Genomic DNA, 20,082 nt, shown 5'->3' on the forward strand with positions numbered 1-20,082 from the left:
CCGCCGCACGCAGCGCAAGGCTCACCTCGACAAACCCCTATCATATCCGCAAGGGGGTCCTTCTTCGACGCCGATCGGGGGTCCCGTTTGAACGCCGTTTGACAGCGTGAAGCTCTGCCGCCCCTCGGAAGAGGTGCTCGACCTTATCCCGGCGCGGCAGCGCGGCGCCTTCGCCAAGGAAGACGGCGAACAGGTCGTCGACGACGCCGGCAACCGCCTGGGCGCCTGAGGAGAGATTCGATGACGCAACCGAAGCGCGAGCGCCTGTCGTTCCTCGACCGCTTTCTGACCTTGTGGATCTTCCTCGCGATGGCGCTGGGCGTCCTGCTCGGCTCGACCTTCGCCGGGCTCCCCGCCGCGATCGACAGCCTCTCCTGGGGTTCGACCAACATCCCGATCGCGATCGGCCTCATCCTGATGATGTATCCGCCGCTCGCGCGCGTCCGCTATGAAGAACTGCCGCGGGTGTTCGAGGACAAGCGCGTCCTTGCGATCTCGCTGATCCAGAACTGGATCATCGGCCCGGTGCTGATGTTCGCGCTCGCGGTGATCTTCCTGTCCGACAAACCCGAATATATGACCGGCCTGATCCTCATCGGCCTCGCGCGCTGCATCGCGATGGTGATCGTCTGGAACCAGCTTGCGAAGGGCGACAATCAATATGTCGCCGCGCTCGTCGCCTTCAACTCGATCTTTCAGATTCTTTTCTTCAGCGTCTATGCCTGGTTTTTCCTGACCGTGCTGCCGCCACTCTTCGGGCTCGAAGGCAGCGTGATCGACGTCAGCTTCTGGACCGTCGCCGAAGCGGTGCTCATCTATCTCGGCATCCCTTTCTTGGCAGGCTTCCTCACCCGCAAGTTGCTCGCCGGCGCCAAGGGCAACGACTGGTATGAGACTCGCTTCCTGCCGAAGATCGCGCCAATCACCCTCGTCGCGCTGCTCTTCACGATCGTCGCGATGTTCAGCCTCAAGGGGAGCGAGATCGTGACCATTCCGGGCGACGTCGTGCGGATCGCGATCCCGCTCACCATCTATTTCGTCGTGCAGTTCGTCATCAGCTTCTGGATGGGCAAGCTCATCGAAGCCGATTATCCGCGCACGACGGCGGTCGCCTTCACCGCGGCGGGCAATAATTTCGAACTGGCGATCGCCGTCGCGATTGCCGCCTTCGGCCTTGCCTCGCCGGTCGCTTTCGCAGCGGTCATTGGCCCGCTCGTCGAGGTGCCGGTGCTGATCCTGCTGGTGAGCGTCGTCTTCTGGTTCGGACGCCGCTGGTTTCCGGCCTCCACCCCCGCGAAAGACTGATCAACATGTCCGCCATGACTTTCTCCCGGTTGCGCGCACTCGCCGACCCCGATCATCTTCCGGCGCTGAGCCCCCAATATATACGGTCGCAGCCCGGCCTCGGGCTTGGCCCGCTCGATCCGGCGCCGCGCATCCTGCTGCTCTACGGATCCTTACGCGAACGCTCCTATTCGCGGCTCGTCGTCGAGGAGACCGCACGCCTGCTCCAGCTGTTCGGCTGCGAAATGCGCGTCTTCGATCCCTCCGACCTGCCACTTCCCGACCTGATCGTCGACGACGATCATCCGGCGGTCGAGGAACTGCGCCAGCATTCGCTCTGGTCCGAAGGCCAGGTGTGGTGCAGCCCGGAGCGCCACGGCCAGATCACCGGCATCATGAGGGCGCAGGTCGATCACCTGCCGCTCGCCTACAAGGGGCTTCGCCCGACGCAGGGACGGACGCTCGCGGTGATGCAGGTGTCGGCGGGATCGCAGTCGTTCAACAGCGTCAACACGCTGCGCCTTCTCGGCCGCTGGATGCGAATGATCACGATCCCCAACCAGTCGAGCGTCGCGAAGGCCTATGCCGAGTTCGATGAAGCGGGCCGCATGCTTCCGTCGAGCTATTACGACCGCATCGTCGATGTTGCCGAGGAGCTGGTCCGGTTCACGGTGCTGACGCGCGGCCATGCCGACCAGCTTGTCGATCGCTATTCGGAGCGCAAGGACCGCAACGAGCCTGTCATCACGCCGGCCGAGATGGCGGGTTTACCGGGGACATGATATTTTTTCCTTCGCCCGTTCAGCCGCTTGGAATTTCCCCGCACCAACCTGTATAGACGGGTTATGGATTTCAGCCCTCGCACAGCCGGAAGCGGTTCAAACAACTCAAAAGGTTCAGCCGGTTCCCGGCCAGGCGAAGCAGAGGTCAAGGACAGCCGCGCAGCGCCACGCTATGCGGCAATCAAGCAAAGCATTTGCGATGCCGTTCGGGACGGCCACTTGAAGCCTGGCGACCGTGTTCCTTCGGAAGCTGAACTGGTGCAGCAGTTCGACGTATCGCGCATGACCGCGAACCGAGCCCTCCGCGAGCTGCAGGCCGCGGGCATATTGGTCCGCCGCGCCGGTAGCGGGTCGTTCATTGCGGAGCCGAAACCGATCGGCCAGATCATCGAAATCCGCAATATTGCGGAAGAAATACGCGAGCGCGGTCATGTTTATCGTGCCCGTGTCGTGCAGAATGACGAGATCCGGGCCAATGCCGAAATGGCTGCGCTTCTGGAAGTCCCGGTGGGGACAAAATTGTTCCACTCGATCATCGTCCATCACGAAGCGGAATTCCCGATCCAGCTCGAAGAGCGCTTTGTGCTTGCGTCGGCTGCCCCCGACTATGGAAAGATGGACTTCACGCAGACGACGCCGAACGAATATCTGACACAAACCGCGCCGCTCGAACGGGTCGAGCACCGCATCCGCGCTGAGATGCCCGACGCGCGAACGCACGGCATGCTTGGGCTGTCGGATGCCGAGCCGGTGCTGCGGATGACGCGCCGGACATGGAGCCACTCACGTCTCGTCAGCCACGCATGGCTGACGCATCCCGGCTCGCGCTTCGAACTCTCGGCCGCCTTCTCGATCGACGATTGACGACCGATAGTCAGGCTGTGCTGCGGGTCACCACAGGCTTGCGGCGCCGGCGCAACCAGCGGAAATCGGCGCGGCTAAAGCTTTTGAAGAGCAGATAGAAGCCGGTCCCGGAAAGCCACAGCGCGCCGAAGGCCACGAAGATGATCAGCGGGTGATTGAAGCTCTTCCGGTTCACATAATCCATATTGTGGAGCATCCAGAAAAAGTCCCACGTCCGCCAAGTATCGCCGCGCATCACAAGGAAACGCGCGGTGTCGAGCGAGACATAGGCGCTGCTGTTCTCGGCGTCGGCAAAGTCGACGCGCCACATCGCACCGTCATGATCGCGCGCCTCGAGATTGGGCTTTGCCAATATGCTGACCTTTTGGATCGGCGCCTCGTTCATCATCGACGCGACCTCGCGCGCCATGCCTTCATCGACGCGCATGTCCTTGCCGGTAGTGGCATCGACGAGGCGAGTGCCCTTCGGCGTGCGAAGCTCATAGACCGGCCGCGCGCCGAGATCGCGCAAGACCACGCCGGTGACAGGCTCGCCGCGCGGCAAGGCGGCAACGTCGAAATATTCGCCGGCGGGCAAAGGATGCGCATGCGACATCCCGCCGCCGTGTCCGCCGACCTTGTCCTTGTCGAGCAGCGCCATGACCGAGCCGCTCAAGGCCCAGAGGAGGAACTGGAGCCCGAGAATAAGCCCGACCCATTTGTGGATGCGGCGGAAAAAGAGCGGCGTCAGCCGAATGCGTTTCATGCCGTCTTCCTCTTGCGGCGCTTGAAGGACCAGATCAGCAGCCATGCGCCTGTCAGCGCCATGGCGAAGGCGCTCCAGGTCGCGACACGGAGCAGCGGGTTGTTGACGTCGGTCCGTTCGTCATAGTCCATGATGTGGAGCATCCAGGCGAAGTCGAAAACACGCCACAGCGCGTGGCGGCGCGAGATGAGCTCGCCCGTCTGCGGCGACAGATAAAGCGTCGGACGGTTCCAGCCTTCGAACTCGACCTGCCAATAGGGCGGCTTGCGCGCTTGCATCTCCTGTGGCGCCTTGGTGAGCAGGCGCACCGACACGATCGCGCCGTCGCCGGTGTAGATGCGCCGCGCCTGCGACCGGACCTGGGACTCGGTCAGGGCAGGCAGCGGCGCACCCGAGCGGGCATCGAACAGCTTCGCGCCGTCGGGCGTCTCAGCGCGCCACACGGGCGACCCGAAGAATCGCTGCAGGCGGATTTCCGAAACCCCGGGTGCGGTGGCCACAATCCGCGACGGCGGCGCGAGCCCCGCCAGATCGAACGCTTCGGTCGCCGGCGCGCGCACCAGGTTATCGCCGTGGATGATGTCGATATGGACGACGACCATGTAGAGGCCGGTCAGCGTCCAGAGCAAAGCCTGGACGCCGACCACCAAGGCCAGCCATTTATGCGTTCGCCGAACAAGCAGCGGCCAACGAATTGCCATTGCGCTACCCTCAGAAAGCCGTCCGGAAGCCGACGTAGAATCGCCGTCCGAGCAGATCGTAGGTCATCGTGTCGGTGTTCGCATCGGTAAAGCTCTGGATATAGGGCGCCTTGCGATCGAACAGATTGTCGACACCGACCTGGAAGCGGGTCTTGTCGTCGATCTCAAAAGCGACCTGGAGATTGTGATAGAAGACGTTGGGGGTGCTGTAGCCGATGTCACCCGGCGCCGCGTTGAAGTCGGTCGCCTTGCCGATCCACTGGGTCGACCAGGTCGCACTGACGCCGTCCTTTTCGGCGGTCAGCACACCATAGCCGCGCCATTTCGGATAGCCGCCGTTGCCGCCGCCGATGAAGCCGTCGAAATCGATCGGTGCGCCGCCCGGGAAGGGCAGCACGACATATTTGTTGAGGTAGGTCAGGTTGACGTCGAACGAGACATTCACGCTGCCGATGTTGTTATTATAGACGAGGCCGAGGTCGAGCCCGTTCATTTCCTCGCGGCCGGTGTTGATCGGCTGGGCGGACAGGAAGGTGACCTCGCCTGTCAGCGGACTGCGCGTAAAATCCTCGCAGAAAGGATGCGACAGATTCTGGCTCGCGTAGCAGATGCCGAGTTTGGTCGATCCGGGAATGGCGCGGATCGCATCCTTGATCTTGATGTCGAACCAGTCGGCGGTGAGCGACAGGCCCGGGATGAGCCCCTTCGGCGAGATCACGGTGCCGACGGTCCAGGTCGTCGAGCTTTCGGGCTTCAGATTCTCGTTGCCGCCCACTGTCGTCAGGATCGTCGTGCCCAGCTGGACATAGTTCGCTGGCACGCCCGATGCCTGACAATTGGCGATTAGCGTCGCATTGCCACTCGTCGCATAGCGCGAGCACGGATCGGTCGTGGTCAGATTGCCTTCGGACACGCCGCCGAACAGTTCGGGGACGTTGGGAATTCGGAAGCCGGTGCCATAGGTGCCGCGCAGGCGGAAGCTGTCGTTGATAACCCAGTCGAGGCTCGCCTTATAGTTCCAGTCGCTGCCGAACAGGTCATAGTCCGAATAGCGCACCGCGCCGCCCGCCGTCAGCGCTTGGAAGAAGGGCGCATCGGCAAGGATCGGCACCGACAGTTCGAGATAGGCCTCCTTCGCGGTGCTCGTTCCGGAGATCGGGTCCTGCTGGTTGGTGTTGGCAATACCGAGCACCGTCAGCGGATCGGGATCGCGCCAGCCCTTTTCCTTGCGATAGACAACACCCGCCGCGAAGGAGACGGGCCCCGCAGGCAGCTTGAACAGATCGCCGTTGAGATCAGCCGTAACCGTCGCTAGCTCGTTGCCGCCGCGGTCGCGCGAGGTGAAGAGGATATAATCGAGAACCTCGGGCGTCAGATCGCCGAAGCCGAGATAATCGGCGCAGGGAATCGAAGCCCCGGCCGCCAAGCTACATTTGCTGGTGTCGAGCGTGTTGGCGACGCGCTCGAGATTGGCGATGTTGGTCGACCCATCGACCGCCGTATTGCGGCCGAAGCTGCCCGCGACTTCCCAGCCCCAGTCGTTCGACAGCTTGCCGCGGAGGCCAAAGGTGCCCTGCCAGGTATCGGTTTCCTGAAAGAACTGGCGCGCACCCGGTTCGGCGAGGCGCCGCTGGATGAGGACGATATTCTGGCCGGTCGGGTTGGTGGGGTTGCTCGCCGCGATCGACAGGTTGCGCAGCGTGCCGGGCGTCGCGATCTGGTTCGACTTGCGGAACGTGTAGAGGAATTCGCCGAACGCCTCGATATTGTCGGTCAGGTCATAGTCGGCGAAGAAGGCGGTGCTGACGCGCTCGACGGGGCTGACGGCGTTGAGGAACGGGGCAGAATTGAAATTATGCTTCGCCGCGCTGTAGGGTTCGAAGAAATTTCCGTTGCCGCCGAGCACCTGGTTGAAGTTGATCTGCTGGCCGTTCGGCAGCACCGCGCGTCCGCCGATCGTCGATGCGCTGTTGACGCAGCCAAGTGTGCCGGGGGTGGTTTCGGCCAGCGAACAGGGCGCGCGGGTCGCCATGTTTACGGCGCTGGTCTTCTGGTAGGTTACCGCGGCCATGAAACCGCCGCGGTCGTTGCGCATGCCCCAGATCAGGTCTGCGGTGAAATCCGAGCCATCACCCTTTTCGGTGATCCCCTGCCGCGCGCTGATCCCAAGACCTTCATAGTCGGTCCGGGTGACGAGGTTGACGACGCCCGCCATCGCATCGGCGCCATAGATCGCCGACGCGCCGTCCTTGAGGACGTCGGTGCGCGCGAGCGCGACGACCGGGATCATGTTGAGGTCGGGCGACGAGTTCGCGCCCGTGCCGCCGGCGACGAGGCGGCGGCCGTTGAGCAGCACGAGGGTGCGCTTGATGCCGAGACCACGCAGATTGACCTGCGCGGTGCCGTAGCCGTTGCCAGTCCAGTAGGCCGAAGTCTGGTTGCCCGCGAAGCCCGCATTGGCGGGGAGGCGCTGCAGCACCGTCTCGATATTCACGACCCCGGTGTTCTCGATCTGCTCGGCCGAAACGACCGTCGCCGGCCCAACGCCCGCGAGATCCTGCCGGCGGATACGCGACCCGGTCACCACGATATCGCTGCCGCTGCTCGCGCTATCCGCTCCGGCCTCGGGTGCCGACTCGCTTTGAGCGAGGGCTGGCGCCGAAACGCCCGCAAAAACCGCAGCGCCGGCAAGCAAAACTGTCCTGAACTTCATGGCGAAACCCCCTTCTGGTTGCGTTATGCACCGGAGAGAGCATCAAATGTATATACAGGTCAACAGAAAATTGTCTTAAAGATCAATATCTTAGATGAAGATACACGACCCATAGCCGGTGAGTATAATACGCACCCGAAGCATCTACCCCTCACCGGAAAATGACTTTTTTTTGATGTCGCGCCTCGGCGCCCCAAATTGGCCCCGCCCTAAGCGGAAAAGATCGACGCCTTGCCCTGCATGTCGAACGCCATCACATCGAAAGCGTCCTGGCTCCCATCGGGCATTTCCATGCCCGGCGAGCCCCGCGGCATGCCGGGAACGGCGATCCCCCGGATGTTGCGCGGCTTGTCACGGAGCAGCTTTGCGACATGCGGCATCGGCACATGACCTTCGATCGCATAGCCGGCAACGATCGCGGTGTGGCACGACGCCAGGTCGGGCGGAACGCCATAGCGTTCCTTCACTGCGGCCATGTCAGCGCGACTCTCGACAGTCACGTTATAGCCAGCCTTGCGTGCGATATCGGCCCACGCCTCGCAGCAGCCGCATTCGGGGTCGCGGTAAACGAGCATCGCCTGGCTCCCGCCGCTGCTTGCCGGCAAAGCGGCCCCCGCCGTATCCGTTCCGGCAGCAGGCCGCCGATCGCATCCAACAAGCGCGGCACCGCCTGCAACGGCGAACAAGCCAAGAAGGCTTCGCCGGCTGTAATTTGAGGTCGGCGTCATTTTCGGTCCAATATTCGCTTCATCTGGTCGATCTCTGCCTTTTGGCCCGCAATGATGCCGCGGCACAATTCAAGCACCTCGGGGTCCGAGAGGCGGGCTTGCGCGCACATGAGGACAGCGCCCGAATGATGCGGGATCATCGACCGCAGGAAGGCCTGGTCGCCGATCGTGGTCTGCGTGCGAATGAGCCCGAAGCTGCCAAAGAAGGCGAGCGCCGCTCCGCCCAAAAGGAGGATGTTTCGGCGCTTGTCAGGAAACATGTCGGGCATGGCGATGATCATCAGGACGACCATCGGCGCCACCATCATGAGCGTCATATAGGCCATGTTGAGATTGTTGTAGAAGCTCGACAGACGATCAATCATCACGAACATGACGAGATACATGATAACGGCGCCGACGAGCGTTTGCCAGGCGAGGCTTCGATAAGCTGACTTCACGGCAATTCTCCTATCTGTTGCCCCGCCGCGAGTTAGAACCAGACCCGCACCCCTGCGACCAGGCTGACGCTGCTTGGGTCTTCCCCTGCGGCCCGCGTGAAACGGGCCGTATCGCCGACCTTGCGTTCCCATTCGACTCCGACATAGGGGGCGAATTCCTTGACGATTTCGTAACGCAGGCGCAGCCCGAGCTCCACGTCGGACAAGCCGGACCCGACCCCGATTTCGGGAACATCTTGTAACGCGAAATTCAGCTCGGCTATCGGCTGGAGGATCAGTTTCTGGGTGATGCGCTGGTCATAATAGCCTTCAAGCCGGCCGTGCAGATCGCCCTTGTTCGACAAGAACAGGGCGCCCTCGACCTCGAACCAATAGGGCGCGAGCCCCTCGAAGCCCACTGTCGCATAGGTGCGATCGGGACCGGGTCCGAGATCCTGCCGAATGCCGGCCTGGGCGTTGAAATAGGGGCCGACGGCACGGCTGTAGAGCAATTGCGTCTCGGTGCCTTCGATGCCCTCGCCAAAAACCCCCTCGCCTTCGCTTTTGACGGTGAGCCGATTGATATCGCCACCATACCAGGCTTCGCCGTCCCAGCGAAAGCCGTCATGCCCTTTGCGCGCCTGATATTCGGCGAGGTTGAAACTGATGAAGGCGATTTTCTGCGCGCCATTTTCTTCCATCATCGCATGGCGCGAATGCTCCATTTCGGCCTTGGGATAGATGCGGTCGGCATACCAGTCGCTGGGCGGCGCCGGCGCGGCGGCATCGCCCGGAGGCAAGTCGGTGCCGCTCGCCCCGCCCATTCCGGCCATGCCTTCCATCAGTTCCATCGTTGCGTCCTTCGGCATGCAATGGCCCATCTTGGCATGTTCGGGCGGACAGTCGGGATCGGCCGGGGCCACCGTGCCTTGGTCCATCGCGCCCATGTCCGGCATTTCCGCGCTCGAGCCGCTGTCCGAAGACTTTGCCTCGGGCGTGCAATGGCCCATCGCCGCATGCTCGGGCGCGCAACTTGCGTCCTTGGGTTTCATATCCATGCCGCCATGATCCATCTCGGGCATCGGCGCGGGTTCGGATTGCGGCGGCGGAGCCGGCTGCGGCTTGGCAGCTGGCTTCTTCGGCTCGGCCGGCATGGTCATGCCCGGCATCGACGAATGATCCATCGACTGCGCGGTGGCGGGAACGGCGAAAGCGAGCGCGGCGGTGCCGGCGAGGAAAAGCGAAGCGCGGGTCACTCTGCGTCTCCCTTCGGACGGACGCTGACGACGCGCATCATCCCGGCGTGCATATGGTAGAGCATATGACAGTGGAACGCCCAGTCACCGAGCGCGTCGGCGGTGAAATCGAAGCTGGCGGTGCCTCCGGGCTGAACGAGAACCGTATGCTTGCGCGGCGAGCGATCGCCCTTGCCCGTGACCAGTTCGAAGAAATGGCCATGGAGGTGGATGGGATGGCTCATCATCGAATCGTTGATGAGGTTGATCCGCACCCGCTCACCCTCGATGAAGGGGATCGGCTCATGATGGTCGGACATCTTGACGCCATCGAACGACCACATGAACCGCTCCATATTGCCGGTCAGATGAATGTCGAGCGAGCGTTCGGCGGCGCGCACATCGGGATTGCGCTCGAGCGCCACCAGATCATGATAGGTGAGCACCTTGTGCCCGACATTTTCGAGCCCCTGCCCCGGCTCGCCCATGCGATCGACCGGCATCGGCGAGATGGTCTGGACACTCGGGTCGCGTTTGACCTGCGGGGCGACGTCGAAATCGCGCATGCTGTGCTGCATTCCGCCACCCGATCCATGATCCATCCCCGCCATCGCGCCGCCTTCGGCCGCGGGCGTGCAATGGCCCATCTTGGCATGTTCGGGCGAGCAGGCAGGATCGCTTGCGGGCATTGGCATGGCCCCCGTGGCGCCACCGCCCGAATGGTCCATTCCCGCCATGGAACCGCCTGACATGTCCATGTCGCCCATCCCCATGTCCTTCATGGTCGCGAGCGGGCGTTCGCGCAGCGGCGGGACGTCGGCGGCCATGCCGGCGCGCGGCGCAAGCGTCGCACGCCCCATGCCCGAGCGGTCGTTGGCTTCGGCGACAAGCGTATAGGCGCGGTCCTCGACCGGCGTGACAATGACATCGTAAGTTTCCGCAACGGCGATCTGGAACTCGTCGATTTCGGTTGGGACGACGTTGAGCCCGTCGGCCTGCACGACGGTCAGCCTGAGGCCCGGAATGCGCACGTTGAAGATCGTCATCGCCGAGGCGTTGATGATCCGCAGCCGCACCCGCTCGCCGGGATTGAAGAGCGCGGTCCAATTGTCGCGCGGGCCATGGCCGTTGACGAGGAAGCTATAGGTCGATCCGTTGACATCGGCGACGTCGGTCGGATCCATGCGCATCTTGCCCCATTCGATGCGTTCCTTCAGTGATTGGTCCTTGCCGGCCAGGAGACCGGAAAGCGTCTGTCGCTGCATGTTGAAATGGCCGGGGTTGACCTTCAACTTGCGGAAGATCGCCTCGGGAGACAATTGGCTGTGGTCGGACAGGACGACGACATGCTCGCGGTCAAAGCCGATCGGATCGGGACCTGCGGGATCGATGACGATCGGGCCATAATGGCCAAGCTGCTCCTGCAGTCCCGAATGGCTGTGATACCAATAGGTCCCCGACTGGACGACGGGGAATTCGTAAACGAAGTTTGAGCGCGGCTTGATGCCGGGGAAGCTGACGCCCGGGACGCCATCCATCTGGAACGGCAGGATTAGGCCATGCCAATGGATCGAGCTGTCCTCGTCGAGATCGTTGACGACCGTGAGGCGCGCGGTCTGGCCTTCCTTCAGGCGAACGAGCGGCGCGGGCACCGTCCCGTTGATCCCGATCGCTCGGCTGACCTTGCCGTCGATCCGCATCGTCTGGCGCGCGATACGAAGGGTGATGTCATTGCCCGACACCGTCGGCAGCGGCGCGACGATGCCTGGCGACACCGATTGGGCCCACGCCGGAAACCAGGGCGCCAGCGCGGCCACTGTCCCGCCGCCCAATGCACCCGTCACGAAACGACGCCTGTCTATCTGCATAAAATTCCCGGATGTTGCCTTGTCTCTTTAGTCATACGCGGCACGATCGTCCGCCCCTCACCCTCGCAGGCGAAAATCGCCAAATGTCCCGCGATGCGTTTACTCCGCCGCGTGGGTGGTCGTTTCGCCCAGCAGAGCCTTCAATTTCGCACGGGCCCGGTGAAGCCGCGTCTCCACGGTCTTTTCGCTGACTTGCAGCAGCTCGGCGGTTTCCGACTGGCTTAGATCCTCAACGCCGCGAAGGATGAGGACCTCGCGCAGATTGGGCGCTAGGCGGGACATGGCGGCGCGAACGCGCTCGAGTTCGGTGCGGTCTGCCGCCTCGGCGTCGGGCCCGGGGCCTTCACTCGCGACATCGTGCGCGCTTTCGAGGGGCAGGGCGCGAGAGAAAAAAGACCGAACCGCACGCCGCCGCGCCCAGTCGCGGCATTTGTTGAGCGCGATACGGGATATCCAGACCTGGAAGGGCCGGTCGGCGTCATAGCGGCCAAGCGCCCCAAAGCCCGCAACAAAGCTTTCCTGCGTCAGGTCCATCGCCTCGTCGGGATCGCCGATATTGTTGCGAATCAGGCGAAACACGGGCGCCTTGTAGCGACTGAGAAATTCCCGATAGGCCTGCTGCTGTCCGGCCCGGGCAAGTGCGGCGAGCTCGCGATCGCTACATTGCGCGAGATCGAGGCTCACCGCGCATCGGCGGTCAGCGCCTTGACCACGCTCTTGTCGAACATCGCGGCCTGGTCGCGATCAAGAACGACGCGCATCGCGAACAGATGCTGGAGCGTTTCCTTCTGCAATTCGCCCATCACGCGGTGGGTCTCGTCGATCGCCTCGGTGACGCGGGGTCCATAGCCATGCTCGGCTTCGATCGCCTGCGCGAGCCGGATATTGGCGGCGCGCATATCGAGCTCGAGCGCATCGCGCCGCTCGGCGAATTTCGCCTCGATCCGGTCGATCTTTACCTGCTGCGCGGACGAGAGCTTCAGCTCGCGATGCAGCAAAGCGTGCAATTCGGTCTCGCTTGCGCGCGGTGTCTCGACGATGAGCCGCCCGGCGAGCACGCCGGCGAGCGCGGCGATGAAAGCGACCAGACCGAAAAGCAGCAAACGGCGCGACGACGTCATCAACGCGAATCCAGGAGGGTCGAGGGGGCCAGCGGGCTGGCCGGAATGAGCGGCGTGATCGGGCTCGCGGCCACGGCCGGCGGAACGATGGCGCTGCCGACGAAGAACCCGCCGCCGAGCGACACGAAAGCGGCGAGCGCCATCATGCGCCGCATCGCCGACGCCTCGCGGAGCCGTGCCGACAGCGCGACGAGGACACGCTCGTCGAGCGTGTCCAGTGCGCTCGGCACCTTCGGTTCATTCAAAATCCGGAGTTCGTCCATCGGCCTTTCCTGCCAGTCCATCCATAGATCATACGCGCATGATCCCATCACCCCTCAGAAATAATCCAACAAGGCGAAACCAATTTTGTGAGGGCCGCGCGGCTGGTTTGCGTATTAGCAGGACAGACCCGCAATTGGAGGTTTTTATGTTCAAGTCGTTTCTCCCCTCTGTCACCGCGGCCGTAGCGCTGCTTCTCGTGCCGGGCGTCGCAAGCGCCCACACCAAGCTCGTCGGCTCGACGCCGGCCGCGAATTCAACGGTTTCGAAGGTGACTTCGGTCAATTTGCAGTTCAACGAGAAGGTTATCGCCTCGACGGTGAAGGCCGAACTGGTGATGACCGGGATGCCCGGCATGGCCAATCACGCTCCGATGAAGATCCCCACCACCTCCATGATGGGCAAGGGCGGCAAATCGATGATGCTGATGGTGAAGCGCGCGCTCGTTCCCGGCACCTATAAGGTCAAATGGTCGGCTGCGGGCGCCGACACGCACCGTATGGGTAGCGAATTCAGCTTCACCGTGAAGTAAAAAGAAGGTGGCAGATCTCCTGCTGATGGGTGTCAGGTTCGCGCTGTTCGCGAACCTGATGCTTATTGCGGGGCTTGCCGCTTTCTCACTTTATGCGCTCGGACCCGACGAACGGACGTCAGGCGTCGGAGCGCTCTTCGGGCGCCCGCAGTTTGGGCTCTGCGTCTCGGGCCTGATCCTGTCTTTTGCCGGCATGGCGGTGTTGACCGCGAGCATGCAGGGCGTCGGGGTCTTCGCTATCGACCCCGAGATGTTTCTGACGATGGTCCGGGAGACCGACGTCGGCACCGCATGGCTTGTGCGCATGTTCGCGCTGCTGGTCGCCGGGGCGGCGAGCTTCTGGCTTGGCCGCAATCCCGTCGCTGCGGCATCGGTCCTGAGCGTCGCCGGCTCGGCCGGGCTGGCAACATTGGTCTGGTCGGGCCACGCCGGCGCGTCCGAAGGTATCGTCGGCACCGTGCATCGCGCCAATGACGCGATCCATATGATTGCCGCGGCCGTCTGGTTCGGTGCGATTGCCGCCTTTCTGCTGCTCCTTCGCCCCGGCGACCCACCTGGGACGGAAAGGGTCGCGCTTGCCGCGCGAAGCCTCGACCAGTTCGCGCGCGTCGGGACGCTGTGCGTGCTCGTGATCGCCGCGACCGGACTGGTGAACAGCCAGATTATCATCGGAGTCGAGAATGTCGGGCGATCGATCGTCTCGCCTTATGGTCAGCTTCTCGTCGCCAAGCTCATCCTTTTCGCCGCGATGCTCGCCCTCGCCGGGGTCAACCGCTGGCGACTTACGCCGGCGTTGCAGGCATCGATCGCCAGCCCCGACGAAATAGGCGCCGATTCGAGTCTCGCCGTGTCGGCGATGCGCCGCAGCCTCGTGCTCGAAGCGTCCGCGGGACTTGCCATTCTCGCGCTGGTCGCATGGTTCGGAACATTGGAACCCTTTGCCGATTGACGGGGTCCGGGTGGCAGGAGGAAAGCACGAGCGATGTCAGATTTGCAGGACAGGAACCCAAGATTTACGCCTGCGGCCGGCTATCATTTCCTCACGCCTTTCTACGACGCCGGCGTCGCGATCACGACGCGCGAGCGCCGGTGGCGCGGCCGGCTGGTCGAGCTTATGGCGCCGGCGCCCGACGACATCATTCTCGATGTGGGTTCGGGCACCGGCAATCTCGCGTTGGCGATCGCGCGGCGCGGCGGAGGCGCGCGCTATCTCGGGATCGATCCAGACGATGCTGCCACCCGAATCGCACGAGATAAGACAGCCCGGCTCTCGCCCCAGCCGGACTTTCGCGTCGGATTCTTCACGGCCGCGAGCATCGCCGCCTGGCCGATGCCGACTAAAGTCACAATCTGCCTCGTTCTTCATCAGGTCGGCCTCGCCGAAAAGGCCCGCCTGCTCCGCGAGGCCTGGCTTTGCCTCGCACCTGGCGGGCAACTTTATATCGCGGATTATGGCGAGCAGCGCAGCCGCCTGATGCGGATCCTGTTCCGGCTGACGATCCAGCAGCTGGACGGCGTGGCCGATACCCAACCCAACGCCGATGGCTGTCTACCGGCGCTCATCGGCGAAGCGGGATTTGAGACTTTATGCGAGGAGCCGGCGTTGAAGACGGTGACGGGCGCAATTTCGATCATGTCTGCGCGCAAACCCATGGCCTGAGGCGTATGAGCAAAAGCGCGAGGGCCTGGCCTGCTGGCTGCGTATCAGAGGTAGCGGCCCGATTCTTCCGCCGCGATCCGCGCGGTTCACCGTCGGGCAAATCCGCGGTGCCCGTTGCCGGGGTCCGGCACGAATGAGCGACAGGAGACGAAGCCATGCAGGAAGATCATCACGCGGCGGTCGAGGATAACGCAACGGTCGATCCGGTTTGCGGCATGACGGTGGATCCCGCAACAACGTCGCATCGCGCGACCCATGCGGGCTTGGACCATTATTTCTGCAGTGCGGGCTGCCTTGCCAAATTCGAGGCCGACCCCGAGCGCTACGCGGCAACGCGGGAAGCGGCACCGGCGATTGCCGCCGAGGGCGCGATCTGGACCTGCCCGATGCACCCGGAGATCCGGCGCTCCGGCCCCGGAAGCTGCCCGATCTGCGGCATGGCGCTCGAACGCGTCATGCCCGAAGCGGTCGCGGGGCCGAGCGAAGAATATCGCGACATGCGACGTCGTTTCTGGATCGGGCTCCTGCTCGCCCTTCCGGTGCTCGCGCTCGAGATGGGCGGCCATCTGACCGGCCTTCATCAATATGTAGACCGCTCGACGAGCAACTGGATTCAGATGTTGCTCGCGACGCCCGTCGTTCTGTGGGCGGGCTGGCCCTTCTTCGAGCGGGCATGGCTCTCGGTCCGAAACAAGAGCCTCAACATGTTCACCCTCATCGCGATGGGGACGGGCGTCGCCTGGGCCTACAGCATGGTCGCGGCCCTCCTGCCCGGGATATTCCCCGGTGCGTTTCGCGCCGCCGACGGTTCGGTCGCGGTCTATTTCGAAGCGGCAGCCGTTATCACGGTGCTTGTCCTGCTGGGACAGGTGCTCGAGCTCAGGGCGCGCGAGACGACAAGCGGCGCAATCCGCGCACTTCTCGACTTGACGCCCAAGCTTGCGAGGCGGGTGCGCGGCGACGGGAGCGACGAGGAAGTCGCACTTGAGGATGTCGCGGTCGGTGATGTGCTGCGCATCCGTCCGGGCGAGAAGGTCCCGGTCGACGGCATCGTGGTCGAAGGCCGCGGCACGGTCGATGAGTCGCTGGTCACGGGCGAATCGATGCCCGTCACAAAGGAGGCCGGCGCCGCGCTGATCGGGGGAACGATCAATCAGACGGGCGGGCTGCTGATGCGCAGCGAGAAGGTCGGCCGCGACACGATGCTCGCCCGCATCGTGCAAATGGTTGCCGACGCGCAGCGCAGCCGGGCGCCGATCCAGCGCCTCGCCGACACCGTTTCTGGCTGGTTCGTTCCCGGCGTCATCGCCGTTGCTGTTGCTGCGTTTATCGTCTGGTCGATTCTCGGACCGGCGCCCGCGATGGCCTATGGCCTGATTGCGGCCGTCTCGGTGCTGATCATCGCCTGTCCCTGTGCGCTCGGCCTCGCAACGCCGATGTCGATCATGGTTGGCGTCGGACGCGGCGCCGAAGCCGGGGTGCTGATCAAGAATGCCGAAGCGCTCGAACGAATGGAAAAGGTCGATACGCTCGTCGTCGACAAGACGGGGACCCTTACCGAGGGCAAGCCCTCGGTCGTTGCCATCGAAGTCGCAGATGGGTTCGACGAAAATGACCTGCTCGCGATCGCAGCCAGCCTCGAGCGCAGCAGCGAGCATCCTCTTGCGCTCGCGATCGTCAAGGCGGCCGAGGAGCGGGGTCTCGCGCTCGTCGAGCCTTCAGGGGTCGATCAGCCGGTGGGCAAAGGGATCGTCGGCTCGGTCGAAGAGAAGGCGATTGTCCTCGGCAATGCTGCCTTTCTTGAAGAATATGACGTTGACCTCGCGGGGCTTGCCGCGGCGGCCGACCGTCTTCGCGCCGAGGGCGCGACCGCGATCTATATCGCCGTCAACGGCCAAGCGGCCGGCGTCATCGCGATTGCCGATCCCGTCAAGGCAACGACAAGCGAAGCCCTCTCTGCCCTGCGCGACGCGGGCATAAGGGTCATCATGCTGACCGGCGACAATCGCGTCACCGCCGAGGCGATCGCGCGGCGCCTCGGTATTGCCGACGTCGAGGCCGATGTCCTGCCGGACCAGAAGAGCGCCGTCGTCCAGCGGCTCCGCGCAGAAGGCCGGATCGTCGCCATGGCGGGGGACGGGGTCAACGACGCGCCCGCGCTCGCCGCCGCCGATGTCGGCATTGCGATGGGCTCGGGAACCGACGTCGCGATCGAAAGCGCGGGCGTCACCTTGCTGCGCGGCGATCTTCTCGGCATCGTTCGGGCGCGGCACCTCAGCCATGCGACGATGTCGAATATCCGGCAGAACCTCTTCTTTGCCTTCGCCTATAATGTTGCGGGCATCCCGATCGCAGCGGGCGCGCTCTACCCGCTGTTCGGACTTCTTCTATCGCCGATCATCGCCGCTGCCGCGATGGCGCTCTCCTCGGTCAGCGTCATCGCCAATTCGCTGCGGCTGCGATTCGTGAAAATCTGAGAGAAGCATCGCCGCGGCCTTGGACGTCGGCCGGCACGCAAATGGGAGAAGAATGATGAGAGGTTTCAAGCAGGCGGCGATCGGGCTCGCTTTGGTCCTGGCCGTTCCCGCGCACGCGGCGGCAGCCCCGGATTATCAGGCCGCGAGCGCGACGCTGGCGCAATATAAGCAGGCGATCGAGAGCCGCGACCTGGCGGGCGTCGAAGCACTGTTCGCGCCCGACGCCCAGATTTTCGAGTCCGGCGGCGTCGAGGGAAATTTCGTCCATTATCGCGACCATCACCTCTCGCCTGAACTGAAAGCGTTCAAGTCCTTCGCCTTTCAGAACTACAAGCTGTCGGTGCGGGGCGAAGGCGATGTGGCCATCGCGACCGAGACCTATTCCTACACGATCGTGCTCTTGAACGGCGAAATGGTCAAACGCGATGGTGTGGCGACGAGCGTCCTCAAATGGACCGACGGCAAGTGGCGGATCCTCAGCCTGCACAGCTCCTCGCGCAAGCCCAAGGCGTAAGGGGGCCTGAAAACGGTGCAGCTCAGCCCGAACCGATTAGACCTGCTCGAAGGCCGAAATGATCGGGCAGTGGACCGTATCGGCGGCGGCGCATTGGCGCGACAGGCCGACAAGCGCGCGCCGCGCCGCATCGAGTTCGGCAATCGTTTTCTCGATGGCGGTGATGCGCGCGTCGGCAAGCGCGCGCGCGCGGGTCCGATCGGTGGAGGAATCGAGCTCGAGCAGTTCGCCGATCTCGGCGAGCGTAAATCCTGCCGCCTGCGCCGACTTGATGAAACGCAGGCGCCCGAACACGGCCTCATCATAGCGGCGCACGCTTCCTTGCATGCCGCCTCCTTCACGCCGGCCGGGAACCGGAAGGAGGCCCTTGCGCTGGTAGAAGCGAATGGTCTCGACATTCACGCTCGCGCGTTTTGCAAGCTGTCCGATGGTCATGTCACGCAAGGCCTTGACTCCGTACTATGGTACGCAACCTATATGAGAGGGAGCATAAGGGAATCAAGAAAGGTAGAATCATGAATACCCAGCTCCAAGACGCTCGAAGCAGGCAATCCGCGCCCGGCGCACAGGCGGTCGGACGGCCTCGCGCGACGATCTACCGCATGGTGATGGAGCATCATATCTGTCCCTATGGCTTGAAGGCCCTACATCTCTTGCGCAGCCGGGGCTATGAGGTCGAAGACGTCTGGCTGAGGACGCGCGAGGAAACCGATGCCTTTAAGGCGAAGCATGGCGTCGCGACGACGCCGCAGACTTTCATCGAAGGCGAGCGCATCGGCGGTCACGACGATTTGCGGCGCCATTTGGGTCTAAAGGTTCGAGATCCCAAGGCGCTCACCTACACGCCGATCATCGCGCTATTTTCGATCACCGCCCTGATGGCGCTGGCAGCGAGCCAGGCTGTGGCGGGCACGCCGTTTACCGTCCGCGCCGCCGAGTGGTTCATCGGCTTCAGCATGGCGCTGCTGGCCTTTCTGAAGCTGCGCGACATCGAGAGCTTCTCGAGCATGTTTCTGAACTATGACCTTCTCGCAAAGCGCTGGGTTCCCTATGCCACCATCTATCCCTTCGCCGAGGCCCTTGCCGGCATCTTGATGATTTCGGGCGCGCTCAGCTGGATTTCGATCCCGGTCGCGCTCTTCATCGGGACCATCGGCGCCGTTTCGGTGTTCAAGGCGGTCTATATCGACAAGCGCGAGCTCAAATGCGCGTGCGTCGGCGGCGACAGCAACGTTCCGCTCGGCTTCATATCGCTGACCGAGAATCTGATGATGATCGCGATGGCCGTGTGGATGCTGCTCGCGCCCGCCGCCATGGTGATGGGGCAGCGGTAGGCCGGTTCGGGTGTAACCGGGGCGGGGCTGCCGGCGAATTGCAGTGCAGCTCCGCCTCCCCAATTTCGAATTGACGCGGCTTTCGACTAGGATCATGCATCGACCCGTGAAACGCTGGCTTTCCTTCCTGCTCCTGTTCGGAGCCATGCTGGGCCTTCTCGCTCAGGAAGTCGCGTTCGCGTCGGCGCCTGCCATTGCCATGGCCGACACCGTGATCGCGGCGCCCGCCATGAGCGACGAATGCGCGGAAATGATGAGGGTCGACAAATCCGACCCCGACAAACCGTGTCAGGGCCTGACACTCGACTGCATCGCGAAGATGGGCTGCGCCCTGCCGCTTGCGGTGGCCACGCCGGCGGCGTCGATCGCGACGTTCGACCACCGAGCGGGACCGGTCGACCAGCTCCCGATCACGCGACTTTTTGGTCGCACCCTCGGTCCCGAGCCCGAACCGCCTCTATTCCCCGGCTGAAACGCGCGATGCGCGGCGACTGGTTTCGCCGCCCATCCTCCTGCATTTCAACCGAGGATATTCACCATGAAGATGATATTTGCGACGGCCGCAGCGCTTGCGGCTATCACCACGGCCCCGTCCTTCGCCCAGGAGGCGGCAGGCGGCCATTATGAATGGCAGTTCCGTCAGGTTCCTGGCCCGAACAAGTCGGGCATCGCGCCGCGCGAGCGCGTCTGGGTCAAAGACAAGACCGCACAGATGGCCAATTGCGACTGCGACATGATGAAGGCCGACGCGGCCGACTGCATGAAGGCCATGCACGGACTGCATTCATCACCCGCCAAGGGCTGACGGTCCCGTCCCCCGGCCTGCGGGCCGGGGGGCATAAGC

22 protein-coding genes and 1 pseudogene are annotated in these 20,082 nt (G+C 63.5%); 12 read left to right on the forward strand and 11 right to left on the reverse strand.

All coding sequences use genetic code 11. The features are described 5' to 3' along the window. Positions 1 to 106 precede the first annotated feature (106 nt). The 4 genes and pseudogenes from HEQ22_RS13485 to hutC form a co-directional block, all read left to right on the forward strand. Positions 107 to 229: pseudogene (locus HEQ22_RS13485) on the forward strand (arsenate reductase); the annotation flags it as partial. Positions 230 to 240: 11 nt separating this feature from the next. Continuing rightward, complete coding sequence (gene arsB / locus HEQ22_RS13490) at positions 241 to 1,305, forward strand: ACR3 family arsenite efflux transporter (protein ID WP_432768390.1); 1,065 nt, start codon at positions 241 to 243, stop codon at positions 1,303 to 1,305. Positions 1,306 to 1,310: 5 nt separating this feature from the next. After that, on the forward strand, positions 1,311 to 2,066 hold the full coding sequence (gene arsH / locus HEQ22_RS13495; protein ID WP_432768391.1) for an arsenical resistance protein ArsH: 756 nt from the start codon (positions 1,311 to 1,313) through the stop codon (positions 2,064 to 2,066). A gap of 63 nt (positions 2,067 to 2,129) precedes the next feature. Beyond that, complete coding sequence (hutC, locus tag HEQ22_RS13500) at positions 2,130 to 2,930, forward strand: histidine utilization repressor (RefSeq protein WP_432768392.1); 801 nt, start codon at positions 2,130 to 2,132, stop codon at positions 2,928 to 2,930. Between the two features lie 10 nt (positions 2,931 to 2,940). Here hutC and HEQ22_RS13505 read toward each other — a convergent pair whose 3' ends face one another. From HEQ22_RS13505 to HEQ22_RS13550, 10 genes are all read right to left on the reverse strand, one after another. Beyond that, positions 2,941 to 3,675 carry a PepSY domain-containing protein gene (locus tag HEQ22_RS13505; protein ID WP_432768393.1) on the reverse strand — a complete coding sequence of 245 codons (735 nt, stop codon included), beginning with the start codon at positions 3,673 to 3,675 and terminating at the stop codon, positions 2,941 to 2,943. Continuing rightward, positions 3,672 to 4,376, reverse strand: a complete 705-nt coding sequence (locus tag HEQ22_RS13510; RefSeq protein WP_432768394.1) for a PepSY domain-containing protein — start codon at positions 4,374 to 4,376, stop codon at positions 3,672 to 3,674. The genes HEQ22_RS13505 and HEQ22_RS13510 overlap by 4 nt, the downstream gene beginning before the upstream one ends. Before the next feature lie 10 nt (positions 4,377 to 4,386). Continuing rightward, positions 4,387 to 7,089, reverse strand: coding sequence for a TonB-dependent receptor domain-containing protein (locus HEQ22_RS13515; protein ID WP_432768395.1), 2,703 nt, complete (start codon positions 7,087 to 7,089; stop codon positions 4,387 to 4,389). Between the two features lie 209 nt (positions 7,090 to 7,298). Beyond that, the gene (locus HEQ22_RS13520) at positions 7,299 to 7,664 is read right to left on the reverse strand and encodes a DUF411 domain-containing protein (RefSeq protein WP_432768396.1); all 366 of its coding nucleotides are present in this window, start codon (positions 7,662 to 7,664) and stop codon (positions 7,299 to 7,301) included. Between the two features lie 149 nt (positions 7,665 to 7,813). Further along, positions 7,814 to 8,203 carry a DUF305 domain-containing protein gene (locus tag HEQ22_RS13525; protein WP_432768397.1) on the reverse strand — a complete coding sequence of 130 codons (390 nt, stop codon included), beginning with the start codon at positions 8,201 to 8,203 and terminating at the stop codon, positions 7,814 to 7,816. An 86-nt stretch (positions 8,204 to 8,289) separates the two neighbouring features. Beyond that, positions 8,290 to 9,492, reverse strand: coding sequence for a copper resistance protein B (locus HEQ22_RS13530; RefSeq protein ID WP_432768398.1), 1,203 nt, complete (start codon positions 9,490 to 9,492; stop codon positions 8,290 to 8,292). Continuing rightward, positions 9,489 to 11,339, reverse strand: a complete 1,851-nt coding sequence (locus HEQ22_RS13535; RefSeq protein ID WP_432768399.1) for a copper resistance system multicopper oxidase — start codon at positions 11,337 to 11,339, stop codon at positions 9,489 to 9,491. The genes HEQ22_RS13530 and HEQ22_RS13535 overlap by 4 nt, the downstream gene beginning before the upstream one ends. A gap of 99 nt (positions 11,340 to 11,438) precedes the next feature. After that, a complete protein-coding gene (locus tag HEQ22_RS13540) occupies positions 11,439 to 12,023 on the reverse strand; it encodes an RNA polymerase sigma factor (RefSeq protein ID WP_432768400.1) in 585 nt (194 codons plus the stop codon). Then, complete coding sequence (locus HEQ22_RS13545) at positions 12,020 to 12,460, reverse strand: periplasmic heavy metal sensor (protein WP_137752804.1); 441 nt, start codon at positions 12,458 to 12,460, stop codon at positions 12,020 to 12,022. The genes HEQ22_RS13540 and HEQ22_RS13545 overlap by 4 nt, the downstream gene beginning before the upstream one ends. Then, on the reverse strand, positions 12,460 to 12,744 hold the full coding sequence (locus HEQ22_RS13550; protein WP_432768401.1) for a hypothetical protein: 285 nt from the start codon (positions 12,742 to 12,744) through the stop codon (positions 12,460 to 12,462). Before HEQ22_RS13550 ends, HEQ22_RS13545 begins: the two co-directional genes overlap by 1 nt. Before the next feature lie 125 nt (positions 12,745 to 12,869). Here HEQ22_RS13550 and copC point away from each other — a divergent pair, with 125 nt between their 5' ends. The 5 genes from copC (at position 12,870) to HEQ22_RS13575 (ending at position 17,904) form a co-directional block, all read left to right on the forward strand. Then, positions 12,870 to 13,253, forward strand: a complete 384-nt coding sequence (gene copC / locus HEQ22_RS13555; protein WP_137752756.1) for a copper homeostasis periplasmic binding protein CopC — start codon at positions 12,870 to 12,872, stop codon at positions 13,251 to 13,253. A gap of 7 nt (positions 13,254 to 13,260) precedes the next feature. After that, positions 13,261 to 14,202 (forward strand): copper homeostasis membrane protein CopD, encoded by a 942-nt coding sequence (copD, locus tag HEQ22_RS13560; RefSeq protein WP_432768402.1) that lies wholly within the window; start codon positions 13,261 to 13,263, stop codon positions 14,200 to 14,202. Positions 14,203 to 14,235: 33 nt separating this feature from the next. Further along, on the forward strand, positions 14,236 to 14,913 hold the full coding sequence (locus tag HEQ22_RS13565) for a class I SAM-dependent methyltransferase (RefSeq protein ID WP_432768403.1): 678 nt from the start codon (positions 14,236 to 14,238) through the stop codon (positions 14,911 to 14,913). Between the two features lie 155 nt (positions 14,914 to 15,068). Next, positions 15,069 to 17,390: a heavy metal translocating P-type ATPase gene (locus HEQ22_RS13570; RefSeq protein ID WP_432768404.1), complete on the forward strand. Its 2,322-nt coding sequence runs from the start codon at positions 15,069 to 15,071 to the stop codon at positions 17,388 to 17,390. 52 nt (positions 17,391 to 17,442) lie between these two features. Then, positions 17,443 to 17,904, forward strand: coding sequence for a YybH family protein (locus tag HEQ22_RS13575; RefSeq protein ID WP_432768405.1), 462 nt, complete (start codon positions 17,443 to 17,445; stop codon positions 17,902 to 17,904). 36 nt (positions 17,905 to 17,940) lie between these two features. On the opposite strand, the gene HEQ22_RS13580 is transcribed toward HEQ22_RS13575, so the two are convergent. Beyond that, the gene (locus tag HEQ22_RS13580; RefSeq protein WP_137752805.1) at positions 17,941 to 18,339 is read right to left on the reverse strand and encodes a MerR family transcriptional regulator; all 399 of its coding nucleotides are present in this window, start codon (positions 18,337 to 18,339) and stop codon (positions 17,941 to 17,943) included. 80 nt (positions 18,340 to 18,419) lie between these two features. Between HEQ22_RS13580 and HEQ22_RS13585 the strand changes: the two genes are divergently transcribed. The 3 genes from HEQ22_RS13585 to HEQ22_RS13595 all read left to right on the forward strand — a co-directional run bounded on the left by HEQ22_RS13585 (position 18,420) and on the right by HEQ22_RS13595 (position 20,043). Next, positions 18,420 to 19,238, forward strand: coding sequence for a MauE/DoxX family redox-associated membrane protein (locus HEQ22_RS13585; protein ID WP_432768406.1), 819 nt, complete (start codon positions 18,420 to 18,422; stop codon positions 19,236 to 19,238). A gap of 106 nt (positions 19,239 to 19,344) precedes the next feature. Beyond that, a complete protein-coding gene (locus HEQ22_RS13590; protein WP_137752761.1) occupies positions 19,345 to 19,710 on the forward strand; it encodes a hypothetical protein in 366 nt (121 codons plus the stop codon). A gap of 66 nt (positions 19,711 to 19,776) precedes the next feature. Then, a complete protein-coding gene (locus HEQ22_RS13595) occupies positions 19,777 to 20,043 on the forward strand; it encodes a hypothetical protein (RefSeq protein ID WP_137752762.1) in 267 nt (88 codons plus the stop codon). Positions 20,044 to 20,082: the final 39 nt, after the last annotated feature.

It is taken from the genome of Sphingopyxis sp. (assembly GCF_050916055.1).
Classification (GTDB): Bacteria; Pseudomonadota; Alphaproteobacteria; order Sphingomonadales; family Sphingomonadaceae; genus Sphingopyxis.

Coding starts and splice junctions, on each gene's coding strand:
- arsB (WP_432768390.1), top strand. CDS start 241: ATGACGCAACCGAAGCGCGAGCGCCTGTCGTTCCTCGACCGCTTTCTG.
- arsH (WP_432768391.1), top strand. CDS start 1,311: ATGTCCGCCATGACTTTCTCCCGGTTGCGCGCACTCGCCGACCCCGAT.
- hutC (WP_432768392.1), top strand. CDS start 2,130: ATGGATTTCAGCCCTCGCACAGCCGGAAGCGGTTCAAACAACTCAAAA.
- HEQ22_RS13505 (WP_432768393.1), bottom strand. CDS start 3,675: ATGAAACGCATTCGGCTGACGCCGCTCTTTTTCCGCCGCATCCACAAA.
- HEQ22_RS13510 (WP_432768394.1), bottom strand. CDS start 4,376: ATGGCAATTCGTTGGCCGCTGCTTGTTCGGCGAACGCATAAATGGCTG.
- HEQ22_RS13515 (WP_432768395.1), bottom strand. CDS start 7,089: ATGAAGTTCAGGACAGTTTTGCTTGCCGGCGCTGCGGTTTTTGCGGGC.
- HEQ22_RS13520 (WP_432768396.1), bottom strand. CDS start 7,664: ATGCTCGTTTACCGCGACCCCGAATGCGGCTGCTGCGAGGCGTGGGCC.
- HEQ22_RS13525 (WP_432768397.1), bottom strand. CDS start 8,203: ATGTATCTCGTCATGTTCGTGATGATTGATCGTCTGTCGAGCTTCTAC.
- HEQ22_RS13535 (WP_432768399.1), bottom strand. CDS start 11,339: ATGCAGATAGACAGGCGTCGTTTCGTGACGGGTGCATTGGGCGGCGGG.
- HEQ22_RS13545 (WP_137752804.1), bottom strand. CDS start 12,460: ATGACGTCGTCGCGCCGTTTGCTGCTTTTCGGTCTGGTCGCTTTCATC.
- HEQ22_RS13550 (WP_432768401.1), bottom strand. CDS start 12,744: ATGGACTGGCAGGAAAGGCCGATGGACGAACTCCGGATTTTGAATGAA.
- copC (WP_137752756.1), top strand. CDS start 12,870: ATGTTCAAGTCGTTTCTCCCCTCTGTCACCGCGGCCGTAGCGCTGCTT.
- HEQ22_RS13565 (WP_432768403.1), top strand. CDS start 14,236: ATGTCAGATTTGCAGGACAGGAACCCAAGATTTACGCCTGCGGCCGGC.
- HEQ22_RS13570 (WP_432768404.1), top strand. CDS start 15,069: ATGCAGGAAGATCATCACGCGGCGGTCGAGGATAACGCAACGGTCGAT.
- HEQ22_RS13575 (WP_432768405.1), top strand. CDS start 17,443: ATGATGAGAGGTTTCAAGCAGGCGGCGATCGGGCTCGCTTTGGTCCTG.
- HEQ22_RS13580 (WP_137752805.1), bottom strand. CDS start 18,339: ATGACCATCGGACAGCTTGCAAAACGCGCGAGCGTGAATGTCGAGACC.
- HEQ22_RS13585 (WP_432768406.1), top strand. CDS start 18,420: ATGAATACCCAGCTCCAAGACGCTCGAAGCAGGCAATCCGCGCCCGGC.
- HEQ22_RS13595 (WP_137752762.1), top strand. CDS start 19,777: ATGAAGATGATATTTGCGACGGCCGCAGCGCTTGCGGCTATCACCACG.